At 69.0% G+C, this 23,743-nt stretch carries 24 protein-coding genes and 3 tRNA genes; 11 read left to right on the top strand and 16 right to left on the bottom strand.

Annotated elements, in window-relative coordinates:
* Positions 1-35: 35 nt before the first annotated feature.
* Both K1X13_RS17670 and K1X13_RS17665 read right to left on the bottom strand, forming a co-directional pair.
* Positions 36-2,009 (bottom strand): PAS domain S-box protein, encoded by a 1,974-nt coding sequence (locus tag K1X13_RS17670; protein WP_308249622.1) that lies wholly within the window; start codon positions 2,007-2,009, stop codon positions 36-38.
* 37 nt (positions 2,010-2,046) lie between these two features.
* Positions 2,047-3,087, bottom strand: coding sequence for a PP2C family protein-serine/threonine phosphatase (locus K1X13_RS17665; protein ID WP_221026456.1), 1,041 nt, complete (start codon positions 3,085-3,087; stop codon positions 2,047-2,049).
* Between the two features lie 585 nt (positions 3,088-3,672).
* Here K1X13_RS17665 and K1X13_RS17660 point away from each other — a divergent pair.
* From K1X13_RS17660 to K1X13_RS17650, 3 genes are all read left to right on the top strand, one after another.
* Positions 3,673-4,698: a 1-aminocyclopropane-1-carboxylate deaminase gene (locus K1X13_RS17660; RefSeq protein WP_221026455.1), complete on the top strand. Its 1,026-nt coding sequence runs from the start codon at positions 3,673-3,675 to the stop codon at positions 4,696-4,698.
* Between the two features lie 97 nt (positions 4,699-4,795).
* Positions 4,796-6,109: an aspartate aminotransferase family protein gene (locus tag K1X13_RS17655; RefSeq protein ID WP_221026454.1), complete on the top strand. Its 1,314-nt coding sequence runs from the start codon at positions 4,796-4,798 to the stop codon at positions 6,107-6,109.
* A 210-nt stretch (positions 6,110-6,319) separates the two neighbouring features.
* Complete coding sequence (locus K1X13_RS17650) at positions 6,320-7,210, top strand: LLM class flavin-dependent oxidoreductase (protein WP_221026453.1); 891 nt, start codon at positions 6,320-6,322, stop codon at positions 7,208-7,210.
* A 156-nt stretch (positions 7,211-7,366) separates the two neighbouring features.
* Here the strand turns inward: K1X13_RS17650 and K1X13_RS17645 are convergent, their stop codons facing one another.
* A complete protein-coding gene (locus K1X13_RS17645; protein WP_221026452.1) occupies positions 7,367-7,921 on the bottom strand; it encodes a mycothiol transferase in 555 nt (184 codons plus the stop codon).
* 68 nt (positions 7,922-7,989) lie between these two features.
* Positions 7,990-8,463, bottom strand: coding sequence for a GNAT family N-acetyltransferase (locus K1X13_RS17640; protein ID WP_221026451.1), 474 nt, complete (start codon positions 8,461-8,463; stop codon positions 7,990-7,992).
* 278 nt (positions 8,464-8,741) lie between these two features.
* On the opposite strand from K1X13_RS17640, the gene K1X13_RS17635 reads away from it, so the two are divergent.
* Positions 8,742-8,815, top strand: a tRNA-Arg gene (locus K1X13_RS17635).
* 43 nt (positions 8,816-8,858) lie between these two features.
* Here K1X13_RS17635 and chrA read toward each other — a convergent pair.
* From chrA to K1X13_RS17620, 3 genes are read right to left on the bottom strand one after another with little or no spacing between them, the layout of a single operon-like run.
* A complete protein-coding gene (gene chrA / locus K1X13_RS17630) occupies positions 8,859-10,232 on the bottom strand; it encodes a chromate efflux transporter (RefSeq protein WP_221026450.1) in 1,374 nt (457 codons plus the stop codon).
* 39 nt (positions 10,233-10,271) lie between these two features.
* On the bottom strand, positions 10,272-11,054 hold the full coding sequence (locus K1X13_RS17625; RefSeq protein ID WP_221026449.1) for a DsbA family protein: 783 nt from the start codon (positions 11,052-11,054) through the stop codon (positions 10,272-10,274).
* Between the two features lie 24 nt (positions 11,055-11,078).
* Positions 11,079-11,573 carry a MauE/DoxX family redox-associated membrane protein gene (locus K1X13_RS17620; protein WP_308249621.1) on the bottom strand — a complete coding sequence of 165 codons (495 nt, stop codon included), beginning with the start codon at positions 11,571-11,573 and terminating at the stop codon, positions 11,079-11,081.
* A gap of 93 nt (positions 11,574-11,666) precedes the next feature.
* Here K1X13_RS17620 and orn point away from each other — a divergent pair, with 93 nt between their 5' ends.
* Both orn and K1X13_RS17610 read left to right on the top strand, forming a co-directional pair.
* The gene (gene orn / locus K1X13_RS17615; RefSeq protein WP_221026448.1) at positions 11,667-12,356 is read left to right on the top strand and encodes an oligoribonuclease; all 690 of its coding nucleotides are present in this window, start codon (positions 11,667-11,669) and stop codon (positions 12,354-12,356) included.
* 130 nt (positions 12,357-12,486) lie between these two features.
* Positions 12,487-12,559, top strand: a tRNA-His gene (locus tag K1X13_RS17610).
* A gap of 162 nt (positions 12,560-12,721) precedes the next feature.
* Here K1X13_RS17610 and K1X13_RS17605 read toward each other — a convergent pair.
* Both K1X13_RS17605 and K1X13_RS17600 read right to left on the bottom strand, forming a co-directional pair.
* A complete protein-coding gene (locus K1X13_RS17605; protein WP_221026447.1) occupies positions 12,722-14,608 on the bottom strand; it encodes a M4 family metallopeptidase in 1,887 nt (628 codons plus the stop codon).
* A gap of 229 nt (positions 14,609-14,837) precedes the next feature.
* On the bottom strand, positions 14,838-15,821 hold the full coding sequence (locus tag K1X13_RS17600; protein WP_221026446.1) for a pirin family protein: 984 nt from the start codon (positions 15,819-15,821) through the stop codon (positions 14,838-14,840).
* A 128-nt stretch (positions 15,822-15,949) separates the two neighbouring features.
* Between K1X13_RS17600 and K1X13_RS17595 the strand changes: the two genes are divergently transcribed.
* Complete coding sequence (locus tag K1X13_RS17595) at positions 15,950-17,533, top strand: phytoene desaturase family protein (RefSeq protein ID WP_221026445.1); 1,584 nt, start codon at positions 15,950-15,952, stop codon at positions 17,531-17,533.
* 33 nt (positions 17,534-17,566) lie between these two features.
* Here the strand turns inward: K1X13_RS17595 and K1X13_RS17590 are convergent, their stop codons facing one another.
* Positions 17,567-18,283 carry an anti-sigma factor gene (locus K1X13_RS17590; protein WP_221026444.1) on the bottom strand — a complete coding sequence of 239 codons (717 nt, stop codon included), beginning with the start codon at positions 18,281-18,283 and terminating at the stop codon, positions 17,567-17,569.
* Positions 18,280-18,834 carry an ECF RNA polymerase sigma factor SigK gene (sigK, locus tag K1X13_RS17585; protein ID WP_308249619.1) on the bottom strand — a complete coding sequence of 185 codons (555 nt, stop codon included), beginning with the start codon at positions 18,832-18,834 and terminating at the stop codon, positions 18,280-18,282. Before sigK ends, K1X13_RS17590 begins: the two co-directional genes overlap by 4 nt.
* Positions 18,835-19,039: 205 nt before the next feature.
* Here sigK and K1X13_RS17580 point away from each other — a divergent pair.
* Positions 19,040-19,112: transfer RNA gene (locus K1X13_RS17580), tRNA-Lys, on the top strand.
* An 85-nt stretch (positions 19,113-19,197) separates the two neighbouring features.
* Here K1X13_RS17580 and K1X13_RS17575 read toward each other — a convergent pair.
* The gene (locus K1X13_RS17575) at positions 19,198-19,575 is read right to left on the bottom strand and encodes a tyrosine-type recombinase/integrase (protein WP_225915431.1); all 378 of its coding nucleotides are present in this window, start codon (positions 19,573-19,575) and stop codon (positions 19,198-19,200) included.
* Positions 19,576-19,824: 249 nt separating this feature from the next.
* A complete protein-coding gene (locus K1X13_RS17570; protein WP_221026442.1) occupies positions 19,825-20,358 on the bottom strand; it encodes a hypothetical protein in 534 nt (177 codons plus the stop codon).
* A 289-nt stretch (positions 20,359-20,647) separates the two neighbouring features.
* Between K1X13_RS17570 and K1X13_RS17565 the strand changes: the two genes are divergently transcribed.
* Positions 20,648-20,929, top strand: a complete 282-nt coding sequence (locus tag K1X13_RS17565; protein ID WP_221026441.1) for a hypothetical protein — start codon at positions 20,648-20,650, stop codon at positions 20,927-20,929.
* On the opposite strand, the gene K1X13_RS19865 is transcribed toward K1X13_RS17565, so the two are convergent.
* Entirely contained in the window at positions 20,901-21,356 is a 456-nt protein-coding gene (locus K1X13_RS19865) for a replication initiator (RefSeq protein ID WP_372450716.1), read from the bottom strand. The two genes, K1X13_RS17565 and K1X13_RS19865, sit on opposite strands and share 29 nt — an antisense overlap.
* A 2-nt stretch (positions 21,357-21,358) precedes the next feature.
* On the opposite strand from K1X13_RS19865, the gene K1X13_RS17560 reads away from it, so the two are divergent.
* On the top strand, positions 21,359-21,637 hold the full coding sequence (locus K1X13_RS17560) for a hypothetical protein (RefSeq protein ID WP_221026440.1): 279 nt from the start codon (positions 21,359-21,361) through the stop codon (positions 21,635-21,637).
* Positions 21,638-21,826: 189 nt separating this feature from the next.
* Positions 21,827-22,078, top strand: coding sequence for a hypothetical protein (locus tag K1X13_RS17555; RefSeq protein WP_221026439.1), 252 nt, complete (start codon positions 21,827-21,829; stop codon positions 22,076-22,078).
* A 353-nt stretch (positions 22,079-22,431) separates the two neighbouring features.
* On the opposite strand, the gene K1X13_RS17550 is transcribed toward K1X13_RS17555, so the two are convergent.
* Positions 22,432-23,250: an alpha/beta fold hydrolase gene (locus K1X13_RS17550; protein WP_221026438.1), complete on the bottom strand. Its 819-nt coding sequence runs from the start codon at positions 23,248-23,250 to the stop codon at positions 22,432-22,434.
* A gap of 104 nt (positions 23,251-23,354) precedes the next feature.
* Complete coding sequence (locus K1X13_RS17545) at positions 23,355-23,729, bottom strand: hypothetical protein (protein ID WP_221026437.1); 375 nt, start codon at positions 23,727-23,729, stop codon at positions 23,355-23,357.
* Positions 23,730-23,743: the final 14 nt, after the last annotated feature.

The raw sequence follows: 23,743 nt of genomic DNA, 5'->3' as shown, positions 1-23,743 counted from the left end.
AGCAGACCGACCTGTCCATCGTGGACCGGTGCGGTTCAGCCTGTTCCTGGCGGGTCGCCCGGATGCGGATCGGAGGGCCCGTCTCCGCTGGGAAGGCTGATCACGAACGCACCGCTCGGTTGCTGCGGGGAACCCTGCTCGTAGAAGGCCTCGCCGCCGTGAACGCGGGCGAGCTCGCGCACGATGAAGAGGCCTAGACCGCTGCCACCGCTGCTGCGTCCGGTGGCGAAACGCTTGAACAGCCGGGGTTGTGCCTCGGCGGTCACGCCGGAGCCGTGGTCGCTCACCCGGATCTCCACCCGACCGGAACCGCGGCGAGCGGTGATCCGGACCGGTGGCGTGCCATGACGAAGGGCGTTGGCGAGCAGGTTGTCCACGGCCTGGCCGAGCCGGTCCCGGTCGCCGTACACCACCAGGTCCGCGGGCGTCTCGACGAGGATCTCCGCATCGGACGTCGTACGAGACACGGTGGTCACCGCCTCCGCGACGATGTCGCTGACCGAGATCGGTGCCGGGTGAATCTCGAGGGAGCTCGCCTGCAGCCGGGATGCAGTCAGCAAGTCAGCCAACAGTCTCCGGAGCCGACGGCTGCTGGTTTCCATCGCCTCCAGGAGATCGGCGCGTTCCTCGTCGGTGAGATCGCCCCCGTGCCGCGTCAGGGTCTCCGCGGAGCCGCCGAGAACCCCGACGGGAGTCCGCAGCTCGTGCGCGGTCACGGCCAGGAACTGTGCCTGGTCCTGGGCGACCTGCTCGAGCCGGGCGTTAGCGGACTCCAGCTCGGCGTTGGTCGACGCCAGTGCCTGTACCGCGTGCTCCCGTTCCTGTTCGAGCCGGCGACGCTCGCTGTTGTCCCGGGTGACCTTGGCGAACCCGATGTGCTCGCCGACCTCGTTGAACACCGCCGTGATGAGGACGTTGGCCCAGAAGCGGCTCCCGTCCTTGCGGACGCGCCAGCCTTCCTCCTCGTAGTGGCCGTCGCGCAGGGCCAGCTCCAGCTCGTGTTCGGGGTGCCTCCGAGCCTGGGCCTCGGGCGGGTAGAACACCCGGAAGTGCTGCCCGATGATCTCCTCGTCGGTGTAACCCTTGCTGCGTTGCGCGCCGCTGTTCCAGCTGACGACATGACCGGTCGGGTCCAGCATGAAGATCGCGTAGTCCTCCACCGCCTCGACCAGCAGCCGGAACCGCTCCTCGCTCTTGCGCAGCTGCTCGACTGCCGCTCGTTCGGCGGTGACATCTTGGACCTGCAGGAACAGGTACAGGACCCTGCCCAAGGAGTCCCGGACGGGCGCCAGTATCGCGCGGACTCGTCGGTCATCGGCGGCGCCGGCCAGCCCATGCTCCAGCTGGACGATGTCCACGGGGCGCCTGCGAATCTCCTCGAGGGCCGCGGTGACCTGCTCGCCCCGTCCGTCGGTGAACTGTCCGTAGAACAGGCCGGTCAGCTCCGTGACGGGGCGCCGCAGCAGCGCCGCCAAGGCCCGGTTGCCTCGCACCAGCCGGCCGGTCAGGGTCAGGGTGGCCATGCCGATCGCGGCCTCCTCGAAGACCTCCCGGAACCGCTCGACGTGGTCGTCCAGTACCTGCTGGTCGACCGCGGGCACACCATGTGGCCCGCCGGAAGCCAGGGGCGCCCCTTGTCCGCCCGCCGGTTCGGGCCGCTCGTCCGGGGCCAGCACGTCCAGCAGGCGGTCGCTGAGGGAGTCGATGGGTGAGGACTTCTCGATGAACGCCGCAGCGCCGAGGCGCTGCGCCTCACCGGCCAGACCTTGCTCCTCGAAGCCGCTGTACAGCACGACGCGTGTCGAGGGCGAGACCTCCAGCACCCGGGGCAACGCCGCCAGCCCATCCATGCCGGGCATCGAGACGTCCAGCAGCATCAAGGCCGGCTGGTGCTCGCGCGCCAGGGCTACCGCCTGCGCTCCGTCTGCTCCCTCACCGACGACCCTCAGCAACCCGGACATGCGGAGGCGGGTCTTCACCAGCAGGCGGACCTCGGAGGCGTCGTCCACGACCACGATCGTGACCGGATCCCGGTTCATACGCGCCTCAGTCTGTCCGGTGCTCGACCAGGACGAGGGCCAGGTCGTCGCTCATCTGGTGCTCGGCGAAGTCGTCCAGGCGTTTGAGCAGTCGTTCCAGGGCTTCGTCCAGGCTGCCTTCACGCAGGGCCAGGGCATAGTCGGCGAGCGGGAAGAAAGCTCCTCGACGGTCTCGGGCCTCGATCAGACCGTCGGTGTAGATCAGCATGCGGGAGCCTCCTGGCCACGCGGTCGTGACCGGCCTCGGAGTCGGTCCGAGCCCGAGCGGCGGGGCCGGCTCGCCGGTCGACAGCGCGTCGGCGGAGTCGGCCCCGGTGACCAGCAACGGCGGGTGGTGCCCACAGTTCACCAGGGTCACGGTGTGGTCGTCGTGGAACTCCGCGAGCAGGACGGTGACGAAGTCCTCGTCTCCGGCGACGGCCGTCACCACCGCATCCAGCTCGGTGGCGATGGTGGTCAGGGAGGGCTGGATGAAGGCCGCCCTGCGGAACGCTCCGAGGACGGTCCCGGCCATGCCCACGGCGTCCAGTCCCTTGCCGCGCACGTCGCCCACGATGACCCGGACGCCGTACGGGCTGGCCGCCACCTCGTACAGGTCGCCGCCGACGAGCGCCTCCCGGGTCGCCGAGACGTAGCGCGCCGCGAACCCCACCGAGCCGACCGCGCTGGGCATGACCCGGAGCACCGCACGCTGGGCGGTCTCCGCGATGACGGTCATGTGTCGCAGGTCCTGTTCGCGGTGGACCCGGACCCTCGCCGAGAGCACGGCGACCACGCCCAGGCCGGCGCTCAGCGACAGCCGGATCACCCAGTCCAGGGTGCCGAAGTTCTGGTTCCAGGCCCCGGACAGGACCGTGAGGGAAACCGCCACCACCGCGACCACCGCGGTACGACGCACCGTCGTCATCGCCCCGGCAACCACGGCAGCCACGGCGTACGAAGCACTGATCACCACGGTGTCGAGGATGACGTCGAGGACGACGATGGCCGCCAGGGTGGCGAAGCCCACCGCCTGTCCGTACTGCTGCGACCACCGGCCTGCAGCCATGCTGGTCTCCTCGCCGGGCACAGTCGTCTGCACGTCCTCCTCGGGTGCACGTTAGTGCGGTCGCGAGGGCGGCTCCGAGAGGACTAGGTCCCGCTCCGGACAGTGCCTTCAGCCCATCTTCGTCGCGGCGCTCCCCGTGGAGTCACGACGTACCCGCGTCGCTCTGCTGCATGGCTTCGAGCGCAATCGGCGGCGGAGCGTCGAAGTCGTGGGCGCGAAACAGGACCGCGTTACCTACACCCATGCGTCATCCCTGCAGGGCAGTGACTGCCGTGAGCATGCTCCGCGGCGGGGGATGCCCGGGAATGCCAGCGATACTCACCGTGGGCTTCCAGCGAGGCGATGCCGCGCTCATGTGGCTGAGAGCGCCTGACCCTCCACGAACTCGCCACGCGCGCGACGCGCGCGAGTCCATGCCCGGCTTCGGAGGCGTGTGGGGCGTCGATGCCGAGGTGGCTGACGAACAGCAAGACGTGGGCCCGCTGGATGCCGACCATCGGACGCTGTAGACCGGCACCGGGTCACCCACGAGAATGGTCGATGCTGGTGTGCTGGCCCCGCGGCCTGCGCAGGAGGAGGAGAACCATGCCGATCACGGACTTCCACCGCTACCCGCTCACCTTCGGGCCCAGCCCCGTCCACCAGCTCGACCGACTTACCCGGCACCTGGGCGGAGCCCAGATCTGGGCCAAGCGCGAGGACTGCAGCTCCGGGCTCGCCTTCGGCGGCAACAAGATACGCAAGCTCGAGTACATCGTCCCCGACGTGCTCGCCTCCGGTGCCGACACTCTCGTCTCGATCGGCGGCTACCAGTCCAACCACACCCGTCAGGTCGCCGCGGTCGGCGCCAAGCTCGGGCTCAAGGTCAGGCTCGTGCAGGAGCGCTGGGTCGACTGGGATGACCCTGGCTACGACAAGGTCGGAAACATCTTGCTGTCGCGGATCATGGGCGCCGACGTGAGGCTCGACCCGGCCGGGTTCGACATCGGCATCCGCAAGTCGTGGCAGGAAGCCCTCGACGACGTCACAGCACACGGCGGCAAGCCCTATCCCATCCCCGCCGGCGCCTCCGAGCACAGGCTCGGCGGACTCGGCTTCGTCAACTGGGCCTACGAGGTGGCCGAGCAGGAGAAGCAGCTCGGCGTCTTCTTCGACACCATCGTCGTGTGCACGGTCACCGGGTCCACGCACGCCGGGATGATCGCCGGATTCGCCGCGCTGGAGGAGGCCGGCGGACGACCACGACGACTGCTTGGGATCGACGCCTCCGCCACCATCGAGAAGACCCGGGACCAGGTCGGTCGCATCGCCCGCCACACCGCCGAACTGATCGGACTCGGCCGCGAGCTGCGCGCCGAGGAGATGGTCGTGCTCGAGGGCTGGGCCGGCGACCGCTACGGCATTCCCGTCGAGTCGACGGTCGAAGCCATCCGGCTGTCCGGCCGTCTCGAAGCCATGATCATCGACCCGGTCTACGAGGGAAAGTCCATGGCCGGCCTCATCGACCTGGTCACGTCCGGTGAGGTCGGCACAGATTCCACCGTGCTGTACGCCCACCTCGGCGGCCAGCCTGCCCTCAGCGCTTACAGCAGCATCTTCGACACGAGGTGAGCGTGAGGCAGCAGCGGGTTCAGGTTTGATCTTGTGATGCACCCGTGCGAGCCGGACAGTGGGGGTTGACTGTCCGATCAGGTGAGCGAGGTGCGCGATGGATCTCGACGAGCTGGTCTTCCACCCCTGGTCGGTGCAAGGGCCGCGCAGCGTGCCGACCTTCGTCGGCGGCTCGGGTAGCTACGTCATGGACGCCGACGGTCGACGCTACCTGGACTTCTGCTCACAGCTGGTCTTCACCAACCTCGGCCACCAGCATCCAGGCATCGTGGCGGCAGTCAAGGAGCAAGCCGACCGGCTGTGCACCCTTGCCCCCGGTTATGCCTCGGACGTCCGCGGCGAAGCGGCACAGCTGATCGTCGAGGTCGCCCCAGCGGGCCTCGGGCACGTGCTGTTCACCACTGGAGGTACGGAGGCGATCGAGCACGCGGTACGGATGGCGCGCCTGCACAACGGGCGGCCCAAGGTGCTCGCCGCCTACCGCTCTTACCACGGCTCCACGACGACCTCGATCCACCTCACCGGTGACCCGCGCCGCTGGGCTTCGGACACCGGGGCTGCAGGTGTCGTCCACTTCTTCGGCCCCTTCCTGTACCGCTCGGCGTTCGGGTCGAGCACGCCCGAGGAAGAGTGCGGGCGTGCGTTGGCGCATCTGGAGCAGGTGATTCTTCTCGAAGGTCCGTCGACCGTCTCCGCGCTGGTCCTGGAACCGGTGATCGGCAGCTCGGGGGTCATCGTGCCGCCCGCCGGTTATCTGCAAGGGGTCCGGGACCTGTGCACCCGCCATGGCATCGTCCTCATCGCCGACGAGGTGCTCGTCGGTTTCGGCCGCACCGGAGCGTGGTTCGGCGTCGACCACGACGGGGTCGCCCCCGACCTCCTCGTGTTCGCGAAGGGCGTCAACTCCGGGTACGTGCCACTAGGCGGGGTGCTGGTCGGCGACGCGATCTACGAGACGTTCACCCGCCGCCCCTACCCGGCGGGGATGACCTACAGCGGACACCCGCTCGCCTGCGCGGCCGCCGTCGGCGCCATCCGCGCCATGCACTCCGAGGGCACGGTGGCGGCAGCCGCTCAGCTCGGCACGGACATCCTCGGACCCGGACTCACGAAGCTTGCCGAGAACCACCCCTGCATCGGGGATGTCCGTGGCATCGGTGCACTGTGGACCGTCGAGCTGGTGCGTGACCGCCAGACCAAGGAGCCGCTGGTCCCGGTAGGTGCCACTGGCGAGGCGAATGCACCGATGGCTGCGTTCACCAAGGCGTGTCTCGGCCACGGTCTGGTCCCGCTCGTCCTGGGCAACCGCATCCATGTCGCCCCACCGCTCAACGTGAAGGACAGTGAGGCCGCCACCGGGCTAGCCATCGTGGGCGAAGCTCTGGCTGAGGCCGACAAGTTCCTGGCGTGACCAGCCTGAAGCGATCGCGCTCGTGATGGACACCGAGTGGGCTCAGCCGGCGGACGACGACGCGGTGAGGCCCTACAGGCGCCATGACGGGCGCTCACGACCCGCCGTCTCGTGCGATCTGGCCGGAGGTCCGAGAGCCCCGTAGCGTGCTCTGCGAGGGATCCTTCGTCTTCGCGGCGCGGGAGGCAACCTTGCACTCCGGGAGGGCTGATGCCGGACTACGGGCGACCACTTCGATTCGGCGTCTTTCCCACGCCCGAAGCGGGGAAGCTGGATGAGGTTCTTGCGCTGGCCCGAGTCGCGGACGAGGAGGACCTGGAGTACGTCGGCATCCAGGACCACCCCTATCAGCGGCGCTTCCTCGACACGTGGATGCTGATGGCGACCGTGCTCGCGAAGACCGAGCGCGTCTCCGTCTTCCCAGATGTGGCGAACCTGCCGCTTCGTCCGCCCGCCGTTCTGGCCAAGTCGGCCGCCAGCCTGGACGTGTTGTCGGACGGGCGATTCGAGCTCGGGCTCGGCACGGGATCGTTCTGGGAGGCGGTCGAGGCCATGGGCGGACCACGGCGGTCGCCGGGCGAGGCGGTCGACGCTCTCGTCGAGGCCATCGAGGTCATCCGCCTGATGTGGTCGGACCAGCGCTCGGTCCGCTTCGACGGCCGTTACTACCGGCTAGACGGAGTCAAGCCAGGGCCATCGCCGGTGCACCCGATCGGCATCTGGCTCGGAGTCGGCGGCCGCCGAACGCTCGCCCTGGTCGGCCGAACCGCCGACGGTTGGGTGCCCTCGAGCGGATGGGCCACGCCCGACAGGCTTCCCGACATGCAGGCGCGCATCGATGAGGCCGCGGTCGCTGCCGGCCGCGACCCCGCCGTGATCGCGCGGATCTACAACGTGTGGGGCGCGATCGATGGAACGGGCGGCTTCCTCCAAGGCGGGATTGCACAGTGGGTAGCCGAGCTCACCGAGCTCGCGGTCGAGCATGGAATGGACACATTCATGTTCGGCCCTTCCGAGGATCCCGTCCCCCAGCTGCAGCGCTTCGCGGCAGAAGTGGCGCCCGCGGTGCGCGAACAGGTCACCCGACATCGCCGTGGCTGACCTTCGACCACCGCGAGCGCGACCGCTTCGACACGGCGGTCGCGAGTGGCTCGGCAGCGGCAGTCCTGGCAGGGCTGGCGATGGCGATGGCCGGCGACGGTCCGGCGCAGGCGTCCGCACATCGGACGACTGGGGTGAGTCCAGTCGATCGTTCGGCTACGCGCTTGAGAGCTCCGCGACGATGTCGAACTGGCCGGCGTGCCGGGCGTACTCAGCCAAGACGTGGAAACAGATCCACTCCAGCGTGGGCGGATCTTCAGTGAAGCGTCCCCCCGTCAGAGCGCGGGCCTCGAGTGGGTGGTCACGAAGGACTGACCGCGTGCGCTCACCCACTGCGCGCAGCTGCGCGGCCAGCTGCTCGGCAGTGACGTGATCGCCGACGGCCCATCGTGCGTCCGGACCATCGTCGGCGCCGCTTGCTCTCCAGGGTTCGGCAACGTTCCAGTCCCCCCACGGCTCGGCGACCGGTTCGCCGAGGAAGCCCCAGATGAACCAGCGCTGTTCCATGTGCACCAGGTGGCTCAACAGCTCGATAGGAGACCAGTCGCTGGGTAGGCGTGATCTTCGCTGCTCCTGCGGAGGCAACGACAGGATGCCTTCGATCAGATCTTCGCGTAGCCAGTCGAGATAGGCGGCCCAGCGCTCTGCCCCCGCCGGCCCGGTCTTCTCCGGCTCCTGAGCGTTCCTGCTGACCCGTTGATCCTCGCTCATGCCTGGACACTAGTACGTCGTCGAGGCGTCTCGGTCGAGCACCGTCGCCACGTCCTTGGGCAGGTGACTTACAGCTCGCGCTCGTACGCCAGCATGAGCGGACCGCCTTCGCCTTCGGTTCGGCGAAACCCGGCCGCCTCGTACAGGCGTTGGGCAGGCCGGTCGTCCTCGCTCGTGACCAGGAATGCGTAGTCGGCACCCCGCTCGCGTGCGACCCGCAGGGTCGCGGTGATCAGCTCCCGACCGTACCCCTGGCCCCGCCGGCTCGGTACGACGTACAGCTCGGCCAGGTAGGCCTCCTGGGCCCGGCTCCACACCGACGGTTGCACCCGCATGACCGCGACCCCGGTCGGTGCGCCGGTCTCATGCGCGCGGGTGAGCAGGACCGTGACGTGGTCGCCCACGATCAGCTCCGCCAATCGGGACGCCAGCTCGTCGGGCGGAGGCGCCGGCTCGTGGTACTCCACGTTGAAGTCGTGCAGTAGCTGCGCCGCGTCGGCGAGCCCATTGCTGCTCGCACTCCCGGTAAGGGTCTCGACCATGCTCACCAGTCTGTCGTGGCAGGCGACCGAAGTCGCCCGCTCGAAAAGGACAGCTGGCCGCCAGTCATGACCAACGCCGCCGCCGACAGACGTCGCTTCAGGGCCATGCTCGACACCAGCGAGCTCGGACCGCGCTTCCGGTGTGCGCACCGGGACCCCGGCCGGACAGCGGACTTCGGGCAGATCAGGCATACTTGCCACCGGATCGTGCGAGCAACGAACTAGACGCACCAGGGATGTAGTCCCGATCTTGAGTCCGATGTAAGTTCCGATCCCCCGCCCCCGTAGCTCAGCTGGATAGAGCGCCAGACTTCTAATCTGTTGGTCGCAGGTTCGAATCCTGCCGGGGGCGCTTCCGTGTCTCCGCCCACCCGGACGGCCACCGCGCGAGCCGGTCAGGCAACCCCCGCGAGCGAGAGCGCGACGCCGAGCACCGCGCCGGCGACCAGCACCCGCGGCACGGACCAGGCCAGCCGGAACAGCAGCACCGCCGCGACCACGGCGATCGCGACCGCGCCGGGCTGGAACGTCGACCAGACCGGCACCTCGAGGTCGACCACGCCCCAGGACACGTCGCGGCTCGACGCGAAGAACGTGTGCAGCGCGAAGTAGAGCGCCAGGTTCGCGATCACGCCGACCACCGCGGCGGTGATCCCGGTCAGCGCCGCGGACAGCGACCGGTTCCGCCGCAGCCGCTCGACGTACGGCGCTCCGAGGAAGATCAGCACGAAGCAGGGCACGAACGTGACCCAGGTGGTGAGCAGCGCCCCGAGTACGGCGGCCGTCCACGGGTCGAGGCCGCCGGGCTGGCCGTAGGCGCCGAGGAACGCGACGAACTGCACCACCATGATCAGCGGCCCGGGAGTGGTCTCGGCCAGCGCGAGCCCCTGCACCATCTCCCCCGGCGTGACCCAGGCGAAGTCCTCGACGGCGCGCTGCGCGACGTAGGCGAGCACCGCGTAGGCGCCACCGAACGTGACGAGCGCGGTCCCGGAGAAGAACAACCCCTGCTCGGTGAGAACCCCGTGGCGACCGGTGAGTCCCCAGGCGAGCGCCACCGGGACGACCCAGAGGGTGAGCCCGACCGCCAGGACCACCAGGGCCCGACGCCACGACGGGACCACCTCGTGCAGCGTGTCGTCCGCGATCACCGGACGCGGACCGGTGTCCGTCTCAGCGCCGGCCTGCGGCGGGTCGAAGGCGTGCGGGACCCGGAGGTGCAGCGCCCCTCCGAGCAGTCCGGCGCCGAGCACGACGACGGGGAACGGGACGCCGAGCACGGCCAGCATCACGAACGCCGCCACCGCGAAGCCGACCAGGATCCCGTGCCGCAGGGCGCGGCGACCGATCCGGACCACCGCCTGCACCACGATCGCCACCACGGCAGGGCTGAGCCCGGCGAAGATCGCCGAGACGAGGAACGTGTCGCCGTACGCCACGTAGACCGCGGCGAGCGCGAGCAGCGCGGCGGCGCCGGGCAGCACGAAGAGGATCCCCGCGACCAGCCCGCCGCGGATGCCGTTGAGCAGCCAGCCGGTGTAGATCGCGAGCTGCTGCGCCTCCGGCCCGGGCAGCAGCATGCAGAAGTTGAGCGCGTGCAGGAACCGTTGCTGGCCGATCCACCGCTTCTGGTCCACCAGCGTGTGCTGCATGACCGCGATCTGGCCCGCCGGACCGCCGAAGGTCTGCAGCGAGATCGCGCCCCAGGTCCGCACCGCGTCGCGGAACGGCACGAGGTCGCGGGTGGGCCCGGACTGCGGGGAGGTCATGCCGGAGACTCTAGAGGATTGTCGAGCAAACCTGTCTAGTTACTCGGCCTTCGCGGCCTCGATCGCCGCCTCCAGGTCGGCCACCAGCTGCTCGGTCGGCACCTGATCGAGCGGCTCGTCGTTCACCACGACGTACGGCGTCGAGGTCGCCCCGTCCTGGTTCGCCTGGTCGGTGGCGTTCTTCACCCAAACCTCGAACGCCCGGTCCTCGATCGGGCCGCGCACCTGTTCCTCGTCGGCGCCCGCCTCGACCGCCAGTGCGACGAGCTGGTCGTCGTCGAGGCCGGGAGTGCCCTCGGCCGGCTGGTTCTCGTAGAGCAGGTCGTGCAGCCGCACCGCTGCCTCGGGCCCCGCGGTGTCGAGCACCACTCCGACCGCGTTCATCGCCCGCGTGGAGTAGTCGGAGCCGTCGGAGGCCCTGTCGAGGAAGGACAGCATCTTGTACTGCACCTGCACGTCCCCGGCGTCGACGTACCCCACGAGCATGTCCGTGGCCGCTGCCTCGAGGTCACCGCAGAAGGGGCACATGAAGTCCTCGTAGATCTCCACCGTGACCGGTGCGCCGTCGGAACCGCGCGGCAGGCCGTAGGTGTCGACCACGCCCGCGGGCGGGGTGGCCGACTCCCCCGTGGTGTCGCGGCCGGACTGCACGATCGTGGCGATCGCGACGACCAGGGTGAGCACGCCGATCACGACCGCGGTGACCACGATGGTCCGGCGCCGCCGCTCCTTGCGCTCGCTCTCCGCGCGGATCGCCGCCGCACGCTCCGCGGCGCGCTGCGCATGGGCCTGCTTGGTGGCTCGGGACTGCTTCTTGGTCATCGGTGCGCTCGCAAGAAATCGGGTTCATTCAGGTAGTACTCGATTGTCCAGCGCCCAGGGGCTGCGCGGCCGCCAAACCAGCCATGCCGAGGACAAGAGGAGACCAAAGTCCCGTGCGATCTCCCAGGGGTACTTCTCCGCCGCGTTCGCGGCCGACCCGCCACCTCCGCCGAAGCAGCCGCACTCGATCTGGAGGCCGCGTGCCCACGCGGAGGCGATCCCGACGACGAAGGCGACCAGCAGCAGGCAGGAGAGGACGGCGTTCACGCGGACCAGCAGCCCGATGACCAGGCACAGCCCGAGCAGCAGCTCCACGAACGGCAGCGAGTGGCCGAGGGTGGGGACGACGGCCTCCGGGAGCAGCCGGTACGCGCGCACCGCCCGGACGTTCTCGGCAGGGTCGGGGATCTTGAGCAGCCCGGCGGCGATCCACACGCCACCCACCAGGAGGCGGGCGAACACCCCGACCCAGGGCAGCCAGGCACGACGGGTCTCGGGCGCAGTCTCGACAGTCGTCACGCAGTCCGTCCTCGTCCACGGGTGCTCTACGGCGACCACTCTAGGTCGCTGCCGCCGTGGGCGCCGTTGGTCACGGTGAGTAGGGTGCTAGGCGTGAACGACCGTCTTGTGTGGATCGACTGTGAGATGACCGGGCTCGACCTCGGCGCCGACGCGCTGATCGAGGTCGCGGCCCTCGTCACCGACTTCGAGCTGAACGTGATCGGCGACGGGGTCGATGTCGTCATCAAGCCTCCGCAGGAGGCGCTCGACCAGATGGACGACTTCGTGCGCAACATGCACACCGTGTCCGGGCTGCTCGAGGAGCTCGACAACGGGGTGACCATGCAGGAGGCCGAGGAGCAGGTGCTCGCCTACATCAAGAAGCACTGCGCCGACGGCAGCCGGCCGCCGCTGGCCGGCAACACGGTGGCCACCGACCGGGCGTTCCTGGCGCGGGACATGCGGACCCTGGAGGGCTTCCTGCACTACCGGATCGTCGACGTCTCCTCGATCAAGGAGCTCGCCCGCCGCTGGTACCCCCGGACCTACTTCAACGCGCCCGCGAAGACCGGCAACCACCGCGCGCTCGCCGACATCCAGGAGAGCATCGAGGAGCTGCGCTACTACCGCGCGGCCGTGTTCGTCCCCGCCCCGGGCCCCGACTCGCAGGCGGCCCGCGCCTTGGCCACCGAGCACGGCGGCGCGCTCACCGGCGCGAACGGGAAGGCCGAGGAGGCGGCTCCGAGCGAGGCCGCGACCGAGCCGGGCACGACGCCCGACGCGGGTCCGGCCACCGCCTAGAACCTCCCCGCGACACCGCCCGGCCCCCGGGTGGGAGCACCCCTCGGAAACAGGTACACTCTTCTCTGCTTCGGCTTCTCACGGCGCATGCCGAGAGGGGCCGACGTGACTGTTCACGGTCACGGGCATGGTGGGCGTAGCTCAGTTGGTAGAGCACCTGGTTGTGGTCCAGGAAGTCGCGGGTTCAAGTCCCGTCGTTCACCCCGAGGATGAGAAGGGCCCCCGTCGTACGGCGAGGGCCCTTCTCGCGTCTCCGCTCCCCCACCGCCCCACGACGCACGAAGGCCCCGGGTCGACGATGTGTCGGGTCCGGGGCCTCCGTCCGCTGGACGGGCCAACGGTCAGGTCAGCGGTTGCCGCTCAGGTCAGCAGGGCGTCACCGAGTCGATGATGAACCCCTGGCCCTTGACGGCCGGGTCGCTCGTCATCTGGACCGCGCCGGTCGACGTGCTGATGCACGGCGAGTCGAACTCCTCGGTGGCAGTGCCGGTGTACCTCGCCAGCGTGGCGCCGGTGGCGTCCTTGACGTAGACGTAGTCGTAGTCCTCCTCCATGTCGAGCAGCGTGAAGTGGAAGGAGAAGCCGGGCGCGCCGTTGTCGTAGATCCAGGTGCAGTCACCGTTGTGGCCGTACGGGTGGGGCGACTCGATCGGCAGGGTCGCGTTGTCCGAGCCCACGCACGGCGGCGGGGGCGGGGTGCCCTCGGTGCAGCCGGTGTGGACACCGACGGCGTCCCACGCCTTGCCGATGGCGACGGAGTACTTCGCACCGGCCGTGGCCACGGTGGCGTTGCGGGCGTCGCAGAAGTTGGCGTACTCGGTGAGGCCGCTGAAGCCCTCGTAGTAGACCTGCGCCGCACGGTTCACGCCGAGCGCCGGGACGACGACGTCGCAGTCCGGGCTCTCGAGCAGCACGCCGTGGTACTGGTTCGCGGTGCAGCTGGCGTTCGAGCCGCCGTTGACCGTGAGGTAGTACGCGTGGTTGGCGATGCCGCTGTTGGTGTGCACGCCGCCGTTGTCGGCGTCGCCGGTGTACTTCTGCGAGACGTGGCTCGGGTCGCCGTCCTGCTTGGGGTCACCCATGTTGCGGAAGCCCGGGGTGGCGTCGTTCGGCGTGTTGATGACGTCCTCGCCGATCAGCCAGTCGGCCTTGGCGGCGCGGTCGAGCTGGTTGCGCTGGGCGTAGAACTCCGCCGTGTTGCCCATCATGTCGCTGAACGCCTCGTTGAGCGCGCCGGACTCGTTCTCGTAGATCAGGTTCGAGGTGTAGTCCGTGACGCCGTGGGTCAGCTCGTGGGCGTCCACGTCGAGGCCACCGGAGAGCGACTTGCAGGTGGTGCCGTTGCCGTCGCCGTACGTCATGTAGGCGCCGTTCCAGAAGGCGTTGCAGTAGTTCGTGCCGTAGTGGACGAACGAGCGGATCTGCATGCCGTTGTCGTCGATGCTGTTGCGGCCGAAGAAGTCGCGGTAGAAGTCGTCGACCACGTTCGCGTAGTAGTGCGCGTCGACGCCGGCGGCCTGGCCGGGGCTGGTGTTGCCCGGGAGGTCCCAGATGTCGTCGGCGTCGGTCATGACGACCGGCTGGAGCTTCTCGTTCTGCACGTCGGCGGTCAGCTGCCGGTTGTCGCCGGAGACCAGCCGGTACAGGCCCGAGGTGGCGCTCCTGGTGGTGTCGAGCTGCTTCTTGTCACCCTTCACGCCGATGCCCTCGCCGTGGGCGAGCGCGTCGTACGCCTTGAGCGTCGAGCCGGAGGTCGCGTCGAGCCAGCGCACCGGGCGCGAGTCGTCGCGGATGCTCTCGACCTCGTAGAACAGGCGGCCGGTCTTCGGGTCCAGGCGCAGGTCGTTGTCGATCTGCCCGCCGCCGCCGGCGCGGTTGACGAACTTCTCCCTGGCCTCGGCCTTGGTGAGCCGGACCGTGTTCCTCGGGGAGAGGCCCGGGAAGTAGGCGCCGATGACCGACTCCGCCTCACCGGCCGTGTCCTCGATGACCGTGATCTGGCCGCCGAACACCGCCGCCTTGCCGACCATCTGCTGGTAGCGGGTCTGGGTGCGACCGTCCGGGAAGGTGGTGCTGCGGAGCTCGCGTACGTCGTTGGGCAGCCTGAACTTCGCGGCCGCCGCGCCGCTGAAGGCGAACGAGCCCGACGGCTGTTCCTTCGCGGCCTGAGCCGCCCGCGGGGTGTCGACGGCGGACGACGCGCCGGCGGTGACCAGCGTCGTGCCCGCGGCCAGCGCCGCTGCGGCTGACATCGCTATGAGTGAGCGATAGTGCATGGAGTGGGTTCCCCTCGCTTGGACACGTCCGATCCGGGCGTGTTGTGAACCCGGTCAAGGTATGTGTGGAACTGGGAAGTTCCAATAGCGAGGAGAGAACTGCTTTCTGCAGGTTTCTGCGGCTGCACGTTCGTGCAGGAAAAGGGCAGGACGGGCGAGACCGCCGTCGACGGGGGGCAACGGCGGTCTCGCGGCGATCCACAGGTCAGTCCTTGCTCACGACCTGGGTCGGTGCACCGTGGACGGCCGGGATCTGCCCCATCCTTCCCCGCTGGAAGTCCTCGTATGCCTGCATGACCTCAGATTTCGTGTTCATCACGAACGGGCCCGCCCAGGCGAGCGGCTCGCGGATCGGACGGCCGCCGATGACGAGCACCTCGAGGGCCGCCGTACGGCTCTCCTGCGCCTTGTCCGCGGCCAGCGTCACGAAGTCGCCGCGGCCGAGGACGGCGAGGTTCCCGGCCCGGACCGGGCGCTTCTCGAGGCCGACCGTGCCGTGGCCGGAGAGCACGTAGACGAGGGCGTTGAACCCGGGGTCCCACGGCAGGTCGAGGCCGGCGGAGGGGGCGACCGTGGCGTGCACCATGGCCATCGGGGTGTGCGTGGAGCCGGGGCCCTTCTGCCCGTCGACCTCGCCGGCGATGATCCGGACCAGGGCGCCGGCGTCGGCGCTCGTGGTCAGCGCGACCTGGCCGGCGCGCAGGTCCTGGTAGCGGGGCGCGGACATCTTCTGGTCGCGCGGCAGGTTCACCCACAGCTGCACGCCGTGGAAGAGGCCGCCCTTCTGCACCAGCCACTCCGGCGGCGCCTCGATGTGCAGCAGCCCCGAGCCGGCGGTCATCCACTGGGTGTCGCCGTCGGTGATGCTGCCGCCGCCACCGTGGGAGTCCTGGTGGTCGAGCAGCCCGTCGAGCATGTAGGTCACGGTCTCGAAGCCGCGGTGCGGGTGCCACGGGGTGCCCTTGGGCTCACCGGGCGCGTACTCCACCTCGCCCATCTGGTCCATGTGGATGAACGGGTCGAGCAGGCTGAGGTCGACGCCGGCGAACGCGCGGCGGACCGGGAACCCCTCCCCCTCGAAGCCTCGCGGTGCCTCGGTCACCTGGGCGACCGGGCGCACCGTGTCCCCGAGCCCGGGGCTCTTGATCCGGGGCAGGACGGTCAGGTCGTCGACGGTCACGGCTGGCATGGCGGGCACCTTCCTCTACGAGTGTGTTCCCTGTTCACAACGATAGTTGAACGCTAAACATTCCGCCACCGGCCGGAAACGGAAGTGCCCGCATGCCCTCGCGACCCGGCGCCCGGTAGCGTGCAGCCGTGACTTCTGGGAGCAAGCAGCGCAGGTACGACGTCGTCATCGTGGGGGGCGGCCACAACGGGCTGGTCTCGGCCACCTACCTGGCCAAGGCGGGGCTGTCCGTCCTGCTCCTCGAGCGGCTGGACCAGACCGGGGGCGCGGCGATCAGCGCGCCGGTGTTCTCCGGCCTCGACGCGCGGCTCTCCCGCTACTCCTACCTGGTCAGCCTGCTGCCCGAGCAGATCATCGAGGACCTCGACCTCCGGCTCGAGCTCAGGTCGCGCCGGACCGCGTCGTACACCCCGGTGGTCCGCGACGGGAAGCACACCGGTCTGCTCGTCGAGCGGCCCGAGGGCACGCTGACCGAGGAGTCGTTCAAGGCCCTCACCGGGTCGGACGCGGAGTACGACGCGTGGCGCGCGTTCTATGGCGAGGTGACCGACTTCGCCGAGGCGATCGCCCCGACGCTGCTCTCGCCGCTGCGGACCGAGAAGGAGATCCGCGAGCAGGTCGAGGCGGAGACCTGGGACGCGCTCGTCGCCCACCCGCTCGGCAAGGTGATCGAGGAGCGCTTCGCCGACGACACCGTGCGCGGCGTGGTCGCCACGGACGCGCTGATCGGCACCTTCGCCGGGATGAACGACCCGTCGCTCGTGCAGAACCGCTGCTTCCTCTACCACGTGATCGGCAACGGCACCGGCGAGTGGCGGGTGCCGGTCGGCGGCATGGGCGCGGTCACCGACGCACTCGCCGAGGCGGCCCGGCTCGCGGGCGTGGAGATCGTCACTGGCGCCGGCGTGAGCCGGATCGAGTCCGACGGCACCACCGCCGACGTGATGTGGCACGACGGCCGCCTCACGCACAACGTCGAGGCCCGCTGGGTGCTGTCGAACGTGGCGCCGTGGGTGCTCCAGATCCTCCTCGGCGAGGAGCCGGGCGAGCCGCCGATGGGCTCCCAGCTCAAGATCAACTTCCTCCTCGACCGGCTCCCCCGGCTGCGCTCCGGCGTGGACCCGGAGGTCGCGTTCGCCGGGACCTTCCACGTGGCCGAGGACTACACCCAGCTCCAGGCGGCGTACGACGAGGCGGCCGCCGGCAAGATCCCGTCCGTGCCGCCCGGCGAGCTGTACTGCCACTCGCTGACCGACCCGTCGATCCTGGGCAGCCTGGCCGGCACCGGGAAGCACACGCTGACCTACTTCGGCGTGCACATGCCGCCGCCGGTGTTCGGCGACAACGTCGCGGCCAACCGCGACCACGCCGTGGAGCGCGTCCTGGACGCGATCAACGTGCACCTCGAGGAGCCGATCGAGGGCTGCCTGGCGGTGGACGGGAACGGCAACCCGTGCCTGGAGGCGAAGACCCCGCAGGACGTGGACAAGGCGCTCGCGATGCCGGGTGGCCACATCTTCCACGGCGACCTGTCGTGGCCGTGGGCCCCGAACCGCTCGCGCCTGGACACCCCCGCGCAGCGCTGGGGCGTCTCGACCGACATCCCCAACGTGCTGCTGTGCGGCTCCGGCGCCCGACGGGGCGGGGCGGTCAGCGGTATCGGTGGGCACAACGCCGCGCAGGCGGTGCTGGAGGCCCACCGGGCCGGCTGACCGCCCCTCCCCCGGGTCGGTGGAGCCGGGCGGTCAGACCGCCGCCGGCTCCACCTGCATGATCGGGTCGGTGGTGGGCTGCTGCGAGCCACCGGCCGGCTCGATCGTGATCGCCACCTCGGTCTTCGGACCGGGCATGTCCATGAACGCGCCCTTCTCCGGCTCGAGGACGCCGACCGAGGCGATCGCGCCGTCCTCGATCGCCCAGAGCTGGTAGACGTGCTTGTCATCGAGGGCGGGCAGTTCGTCGGTGTCGACGGCCATCTGGTTCAGCGAGGGCGAGGTGGCCACCGAGATCTTGCCGCCGTTGGCGGTGTCCATCGTGGCGGTGTGCGCGTCCTCGGCCTGGAACACCTCGACCACGCCGGAGGCGAGGCGGGTGGACGGCTCGTCCTCGCTCTGCAGCACGCCGATCCCGACCACGCCGGCCACGATCACGACCACAGCGGCCGCCGCGGCGAGCAGCCGGGCGCCCCAGCGTCCGCGCGGCACCTCGATCACGTTGGACCTGGAGACACGCGGCGGCATCTGCGGCATCTGGTCGGCCGCCGCCATCACGCGGGCCTTGAGGTGGGCCGGCGGGCGGATCGCCTCGCTGGCACCCATCTGTGCCGCGGCCTGCTGGAGCTCCTTGACCTCCTGCCGGCATGCGGGGCAGGCGTCGAGGTGCTTCTGGAACTCCTCGGCCTCCTCCGAGCTCAGCGCATGCAGGGCGTAGGCACCCGACAGCGTGTGAAGATCGGTGCTCATCGCGCCCCCTCCAGGCAGTCACGGAGACGGATCAGGCCGTCCCGCATTCGCGTCTTGATGGTCGGGAGAGGCTTCTCGAGCAAGGTCGCCACCTCTCCGTAGGTGTAGCCGTTGAAGTACGCCAGCCGCACGGACTCCAGCTGCAGGTCGGTCAGTGTCTCCAGACACTCCCGGACCGCGCCGTGCTCCTCGGCCTCGATCACCGCGTCGGCCGGCTCGTCGTGCGAGACCTCGTCCGGGGCGGTGTAGGTGTCCTGCCGTTTCTGCGACTCGCTCCGGCGTACGGCGTCCACCGCCCGCCGGTGCGCGATCGTCATGATCCACGTCTTGGCCCGGCCCTTGTCCGCGTCGAACCGGGCCGCCTTGCGCCACACCTCGAGGAAGGTCTCCTGCGTGACGTCCTCGGCCCGGCTCGGGTCGCGCACGACCCGCCGCGCCACGCCGTACACCGAGGAGGACACCTCGTCGTACAAGGCGTCGAACGCCTTGGAGTCCCCCCGGGACACTTGTTGGAGCAACAGGTCGACGTCGGCACCCTCATGTGAGGGCACCAGCCTGAGTTCGGGCTCGGGTGACATCGAGGCCTCCTGGCATGGTCCGGCGCGGTATCTGACACTGGTTCGTCGTCCCCGGGCTCACGGATTGGTGGGGCGGCGCGGCAAACCTCGCATACGGTGTGACGCAGGTCCCGCCACCGCGACCGGGGCTCGATTTCATCCTAGGCGCGGGACGCTGCTAAAGTTCCACTCGCTTCACGCGCCATTAGCTCAATTGGCAGAGCAGCTGACTCTTAATCAGCGGGTTCGGGGTTCGAGTCCCTGATGGCGCACAAAACCCCAGGTCAGGCCGCATCACGTGGCCTGACCTTCTTTCTTTGACCACCCTTTGCCACCGTATTTCGTCGCCGTCGACCCTTATGCGACCTCCCGGGCCGGCGCCGCCTGGGAGTCCACCCGAGCGAGAGCCCAACAGACGTCCCGGGTCATCGACGGCCGGCTGTGCCCGAGCTGATCCGCGATCAGGCGAGCCGACAGCGCGGCCTCGTCGAGGATCGTCGCGGCCGTCTTGCGGAAGGTGTGCGAGGTGATCCACGCCAGCGTCTCCTTGCCCCTCGCCTCGCGAAACTCGCGCCGCGTGTTGGCCGGGTCCCGAAAGCCGCCGTTCACGTCGGGAAACACAGGCTGGTCGAGTCGGGCTCCGGACATGAAGCGGCGTTGCAGCATCGCGACCGCGCTCATCTGCAGAGGCAGTGTCCGCTCCCCCGCTCGACTCTTGGTGCCCTTGCGTAGCAGGCCCTCGCCCTTGACCCGGACCAGTGTGGTCGTGATCTGAACCGTGCCCCTTGAAGGTTCACCTGCGACCTGACGACGGCAAGGGCCTCACCGATTCGGACGCGGGTTGCGAACATGAAGAACACCAGGTCCGGAAGGTCACGGCGTCGAGCCTCCTCGTCCTCCTGCAACTTCGTCAGCAGCGCAACCCGCTCCTTCATGGTCAGCGCCCGCGGCTCACGCTTGGGCTTGGCCTCGATCCGCTCCACCTCACGGACCGGGTTCGCCATGATCGCCCCGTACCGAACCGCCTGGCCCATCACGCGGGAGATGACGCTTCGGCAGCTCTTGGCCGTCGAAAGCACTCACCTTCGCCTCGATCGAGGCGATCACCCGGTCGACCATGGGCGTCGTGGCCTCACCGAGCCGCACCTCCCCCATCGCGGACAACACGTGGTTCTTCAGCTGCCGCAGGTAGGTGTCCACCGTTCCCGGCGACCGCCGCCCGTCCTGGACCCTCCCGTCGACCTTCGACAGCCACAGGTCGGCCGCGTCGGAGAAGCGACTCATCGCGGTCAACTCTCCGTGCCGGCCAGACTGGGTCCGGTTCTGCAGTGCCTGCCTGAGGTTCTGCGAGGCCTGCGTCGCGGTCTTGCCGCTCGCCTGAACGACCCGCGTCACCCCGTCGAAGTCGCGATACGGAGCCAACGCCCGGAAGCGCTTCGGCTTCCCCTTCTCGTCCTTGCCGATCGGGTACGTGCGGATCAGTCCCCACGACCCGATCGGCAGCGGCTTACGTCCCACCGGCTCGCCTCAGGAGGCCAGCGCGTTCTGGGCATCAACCCAGGCGCGCACACTTCCTCGGGGCGGTAGCGCACCTTGTTGCCGAGACGGTGGCTCGGCGGCCCGGACTCCGGCAGCGCCAGCCGTACAAGGTCTTGGTCGAGAGCGCGAGGTACTCCGCGGTCTGCTCGATCGACCACAGCTGCTCGAACCTGCTCGGCACTTCATTCATAACGAACTCCTTCATCAGTCCGACGGACGTCGGCATCCATATCCCGTGTGCTGGTCAGCGAGCGGCTAACCTGTCCGCGTGCCAGAGAGCCACTTCGAACGTCGAATGCACCGCCCGAGATACTGGGTCGGAGCGCTCCTGCTGACCTACCTGATCGTGTCGAGCCTCGACAACGCCGGGCGTGCCATCCATGACCAGGGACTCTGGAACTCAGACACAGTCGGACTCCTGCTCCTACTGATTGCCTTCGCTGCATTGGTCCCGGTCGGGCTCTCACGCGATCGGCAAGTTGTCGGGTCATTTCTCATCACTGCGGTGGCCGCTTTTCTCATCAGCGTCTTGGTCGCGGTGTTTGCCTAGCGGGTCCTCGCCAGAGCTGCACTTCTGACGACAGCGGCCGCCTCGTCGAGGTCGAGGTAGCCCGTCCCAGCAAAGGCGAAGTTGGACACCACCTCGAAGCCCTCGGGCACGTCCTCGTCGACGTCGACACCAGGCGCACGTCCGCGTCAGGCTCGAGTGCAGCGGGCTGGCTCTTGAACAGTGGCCGCGCCCGTCGTAGGTGGCCGAAGTTGATCGAGTACCGACGCGACTTAGTGATGGGGTGTCCGCGGTAGCCGAGCGTCGCGAGGCTGTGCCACAGGCGCTCGTAGGCGCCGAGAGCGTGGCGCGCGATATTCGCAGACGGCACCCGAGATAATCTCTGTACTCCGTTAAGCGCCGGCTTCGCCGGCGCGCGCCTGCGGGCGGCGCTCGCGCGCCGTCCTCGGCGCTCTCCCCTACAATCCAGGCATGTCTGGCACGGCTCACAGCAACGAATCTCGGGTGATGGGCAGCGCCGTCGCCGTCTTGGGCATCGCCTTCGTCGGTCTAAGCGCCCTCAACTTCAGCACCAGGGACTACCTCATGGCCACGTGGGCGCTGACCATGGCAGCCGCGCAGATGATCTTCGCCCTCCAATACCTACGCTGGCACAAGAGTCGGCCACTCTGGGCCAACATCGTTCTGGGAGCTGTGCTCGCGACGATGCTCATCCTTGGTTACCTCGACCTCAAGGATCTCCAACTCTGATCCGGTCCGCTCCCGAGTCCAGAGCCCCGTCCCCCTGACACTTGACTGTTCGGCCACCGCCCGCAGCGTCAAGAGCGGCTTCGCCGTCACGCGTGATTCGCTCCGCTCACTCTCGAGTCTCTACGTTTCCAGCCTGAGGTCGGGAGTGTCCCTTACCTCGAGGCAACGACCGCGTGCCATCATCCGCACGTGGATGAGACCAACGTGAATGGGACCGCCGTCCTGCCCCCCTCCAGCTACATCTGGAGCGGCGCGGCACTGATCGCCGTAGCAGCCTGGATCCCGCTCCTGTCCGATGGCTTCTCCGACCCGGGCTTCGTGGTGGTGCTGTTCGGATTGCTTGGAAGTCTGGGCCTCGGTTTGCTCCTGACTGGAGCAATCGCCCAGGGCATCCTCGTGGCACGGTCGAACCAGCAAGGCCGGCCGCCCACTGCGCCATAGTCACCCGGCTCAGGCCACGGTTTACGCCACCTCCATCAGCACGCAGACGCCCGAAACTGCTGGTGAACGCCAGACTCCATCGACCGACAAACGCGCAGGTCAGAGGGCACTTCAGTGCAAACCAAAGAACTGCCAGCAGCCACGCGGCCAATTTCCAGCGGGTTCGGGGTTCGAGTCCCTGATGGCGCACCAGAAACCCCAGGTCAGGCCGCATCACGTGGCCTGACCACAGCGCCTGCCATGCGCGACGCGCGAGGGCGCCAGTTGCGATCCGCGAAGGACGCGTCCCTTTGCCGCCAAGCCGCCGTGTGCCGCTCCTTGGTGCGGTAGGGGCAACTTGTCGTCGACCTCCATCACCCGGAGGCCCGACGCCGTTCGGGGGTGATGGTGTCGCCGACCAGGTTCACGAAGTTGGATGTTGCGTCGAAGGGGGCTGCGTGACCAGCGCCTTCGATTTCCTGCACTCTCGCAGTGGAGATGGCCGAGGCGAGAGAGCGGGTCAGCCGGACGATGTTGGCCGGGCTCCGTGCGCCGTAGGTACAGACGACGGGGACCTCGACGGTCGCGAGGTCCGTCGGCGATGGATAGTTGCCGATCGAGTTTCGGAAGTCCCACAGCGCGGCCCGAGCGTTCTCCCTACCGACGCGCCGCCACTCCTCGGGAAAGGCGTCCCACGCGGTTCCTCCGTCACGGTAGGCGTAGGCGGCGCGCAAGAGCGTTTCGGCGGCGTCGCCGTATCGGCCGCGGAGGACCAGCCATCCGATCTTGGCCAGGGCCGCGACCTGGGAGCCGTTCGGAAGGTGACGACTCGCCCGCCATGCCGCCTCATGAGCGACGACGGCCCGCACGAGGTCCGGACGGCGCACCGCAAGGTCGACCGCGATCGTCGCCCCGGCGCTCGTGCCGACGGCGAGGGCGGGCACGGCCCGCAGGTACTCCAGGATCGCGGCTGCGTCGCCCGTATGCGTGGAGATCGAGCGGACCGGCTCGCTGACACTGCGGGCGTAGCCGCGACGGTCGTAGGTGATCACGCGTCCCAGGCGGGCGAGCTCCTCGGTCACGGGACCCCAGGTTGAGGCCGTCGTGCCGGCCGGGGGGATCAGAAGGATCGGTACGCCGTCGCCCGCCTCCTCGTAATAGAGGTCGCATCCGTCCGACCTCACGTAACCCATCATTGGCCTCCTTCGATCGCTGCTCCGCCGTCGGACCGCAGGAAAGCACTCAGCCGTTCCAGCCGACCGGTACCCGCCAAGACGTCACGCCCGTTGCTCGCCGCCTAGACGGCCGCCGCGGTCTCGAGGCCCTGGAGGAACGAGTACACAGCGATTCCTCCGGCGTGCTTGTCCGCGAGCTCCCTGAGCTCCTGAGAGACCTCGCCGAAGGCGGTCATGCGATGGTCGTACGCGTACCTCTCGAAGAGGATCGCCCGTGCCTCCATGACGTGAGCGTTGTGCTCGATCAGAGCTCGTCCGCTCAGGTACGTCTCGTGGACCTCGCACTCGGTTCCATCCTCGTGGATGAACCAGTCGTAGCGGATGGTCTGCGTGTCCTTCTCTCGCGTCAGCCGCATGATCTCGGCCGCCTGGACCTTGAACCCTTCCAGCTGACCAGGTCGGATCTTCAAGTGAGCGTGCACTTCCAGGTGTCCCATGACTCCTCCCTCAC

Source organism: Nocardioides jiangsuensis (assembly GCF_019679455.1).
Taxonomy (GTDB): Bacteria; Actinomycetota; Actinomycetes; order Propionibacteriales; family Nocardioidaceae; genus Nocardioides_C; species Nocardioides_C jiangsuensis.
The sequence above is the reverse complement of the archived record's forward strand: the minus strand, read 5'-3'. Positions and strand labels throughout refer to the sequence as shown.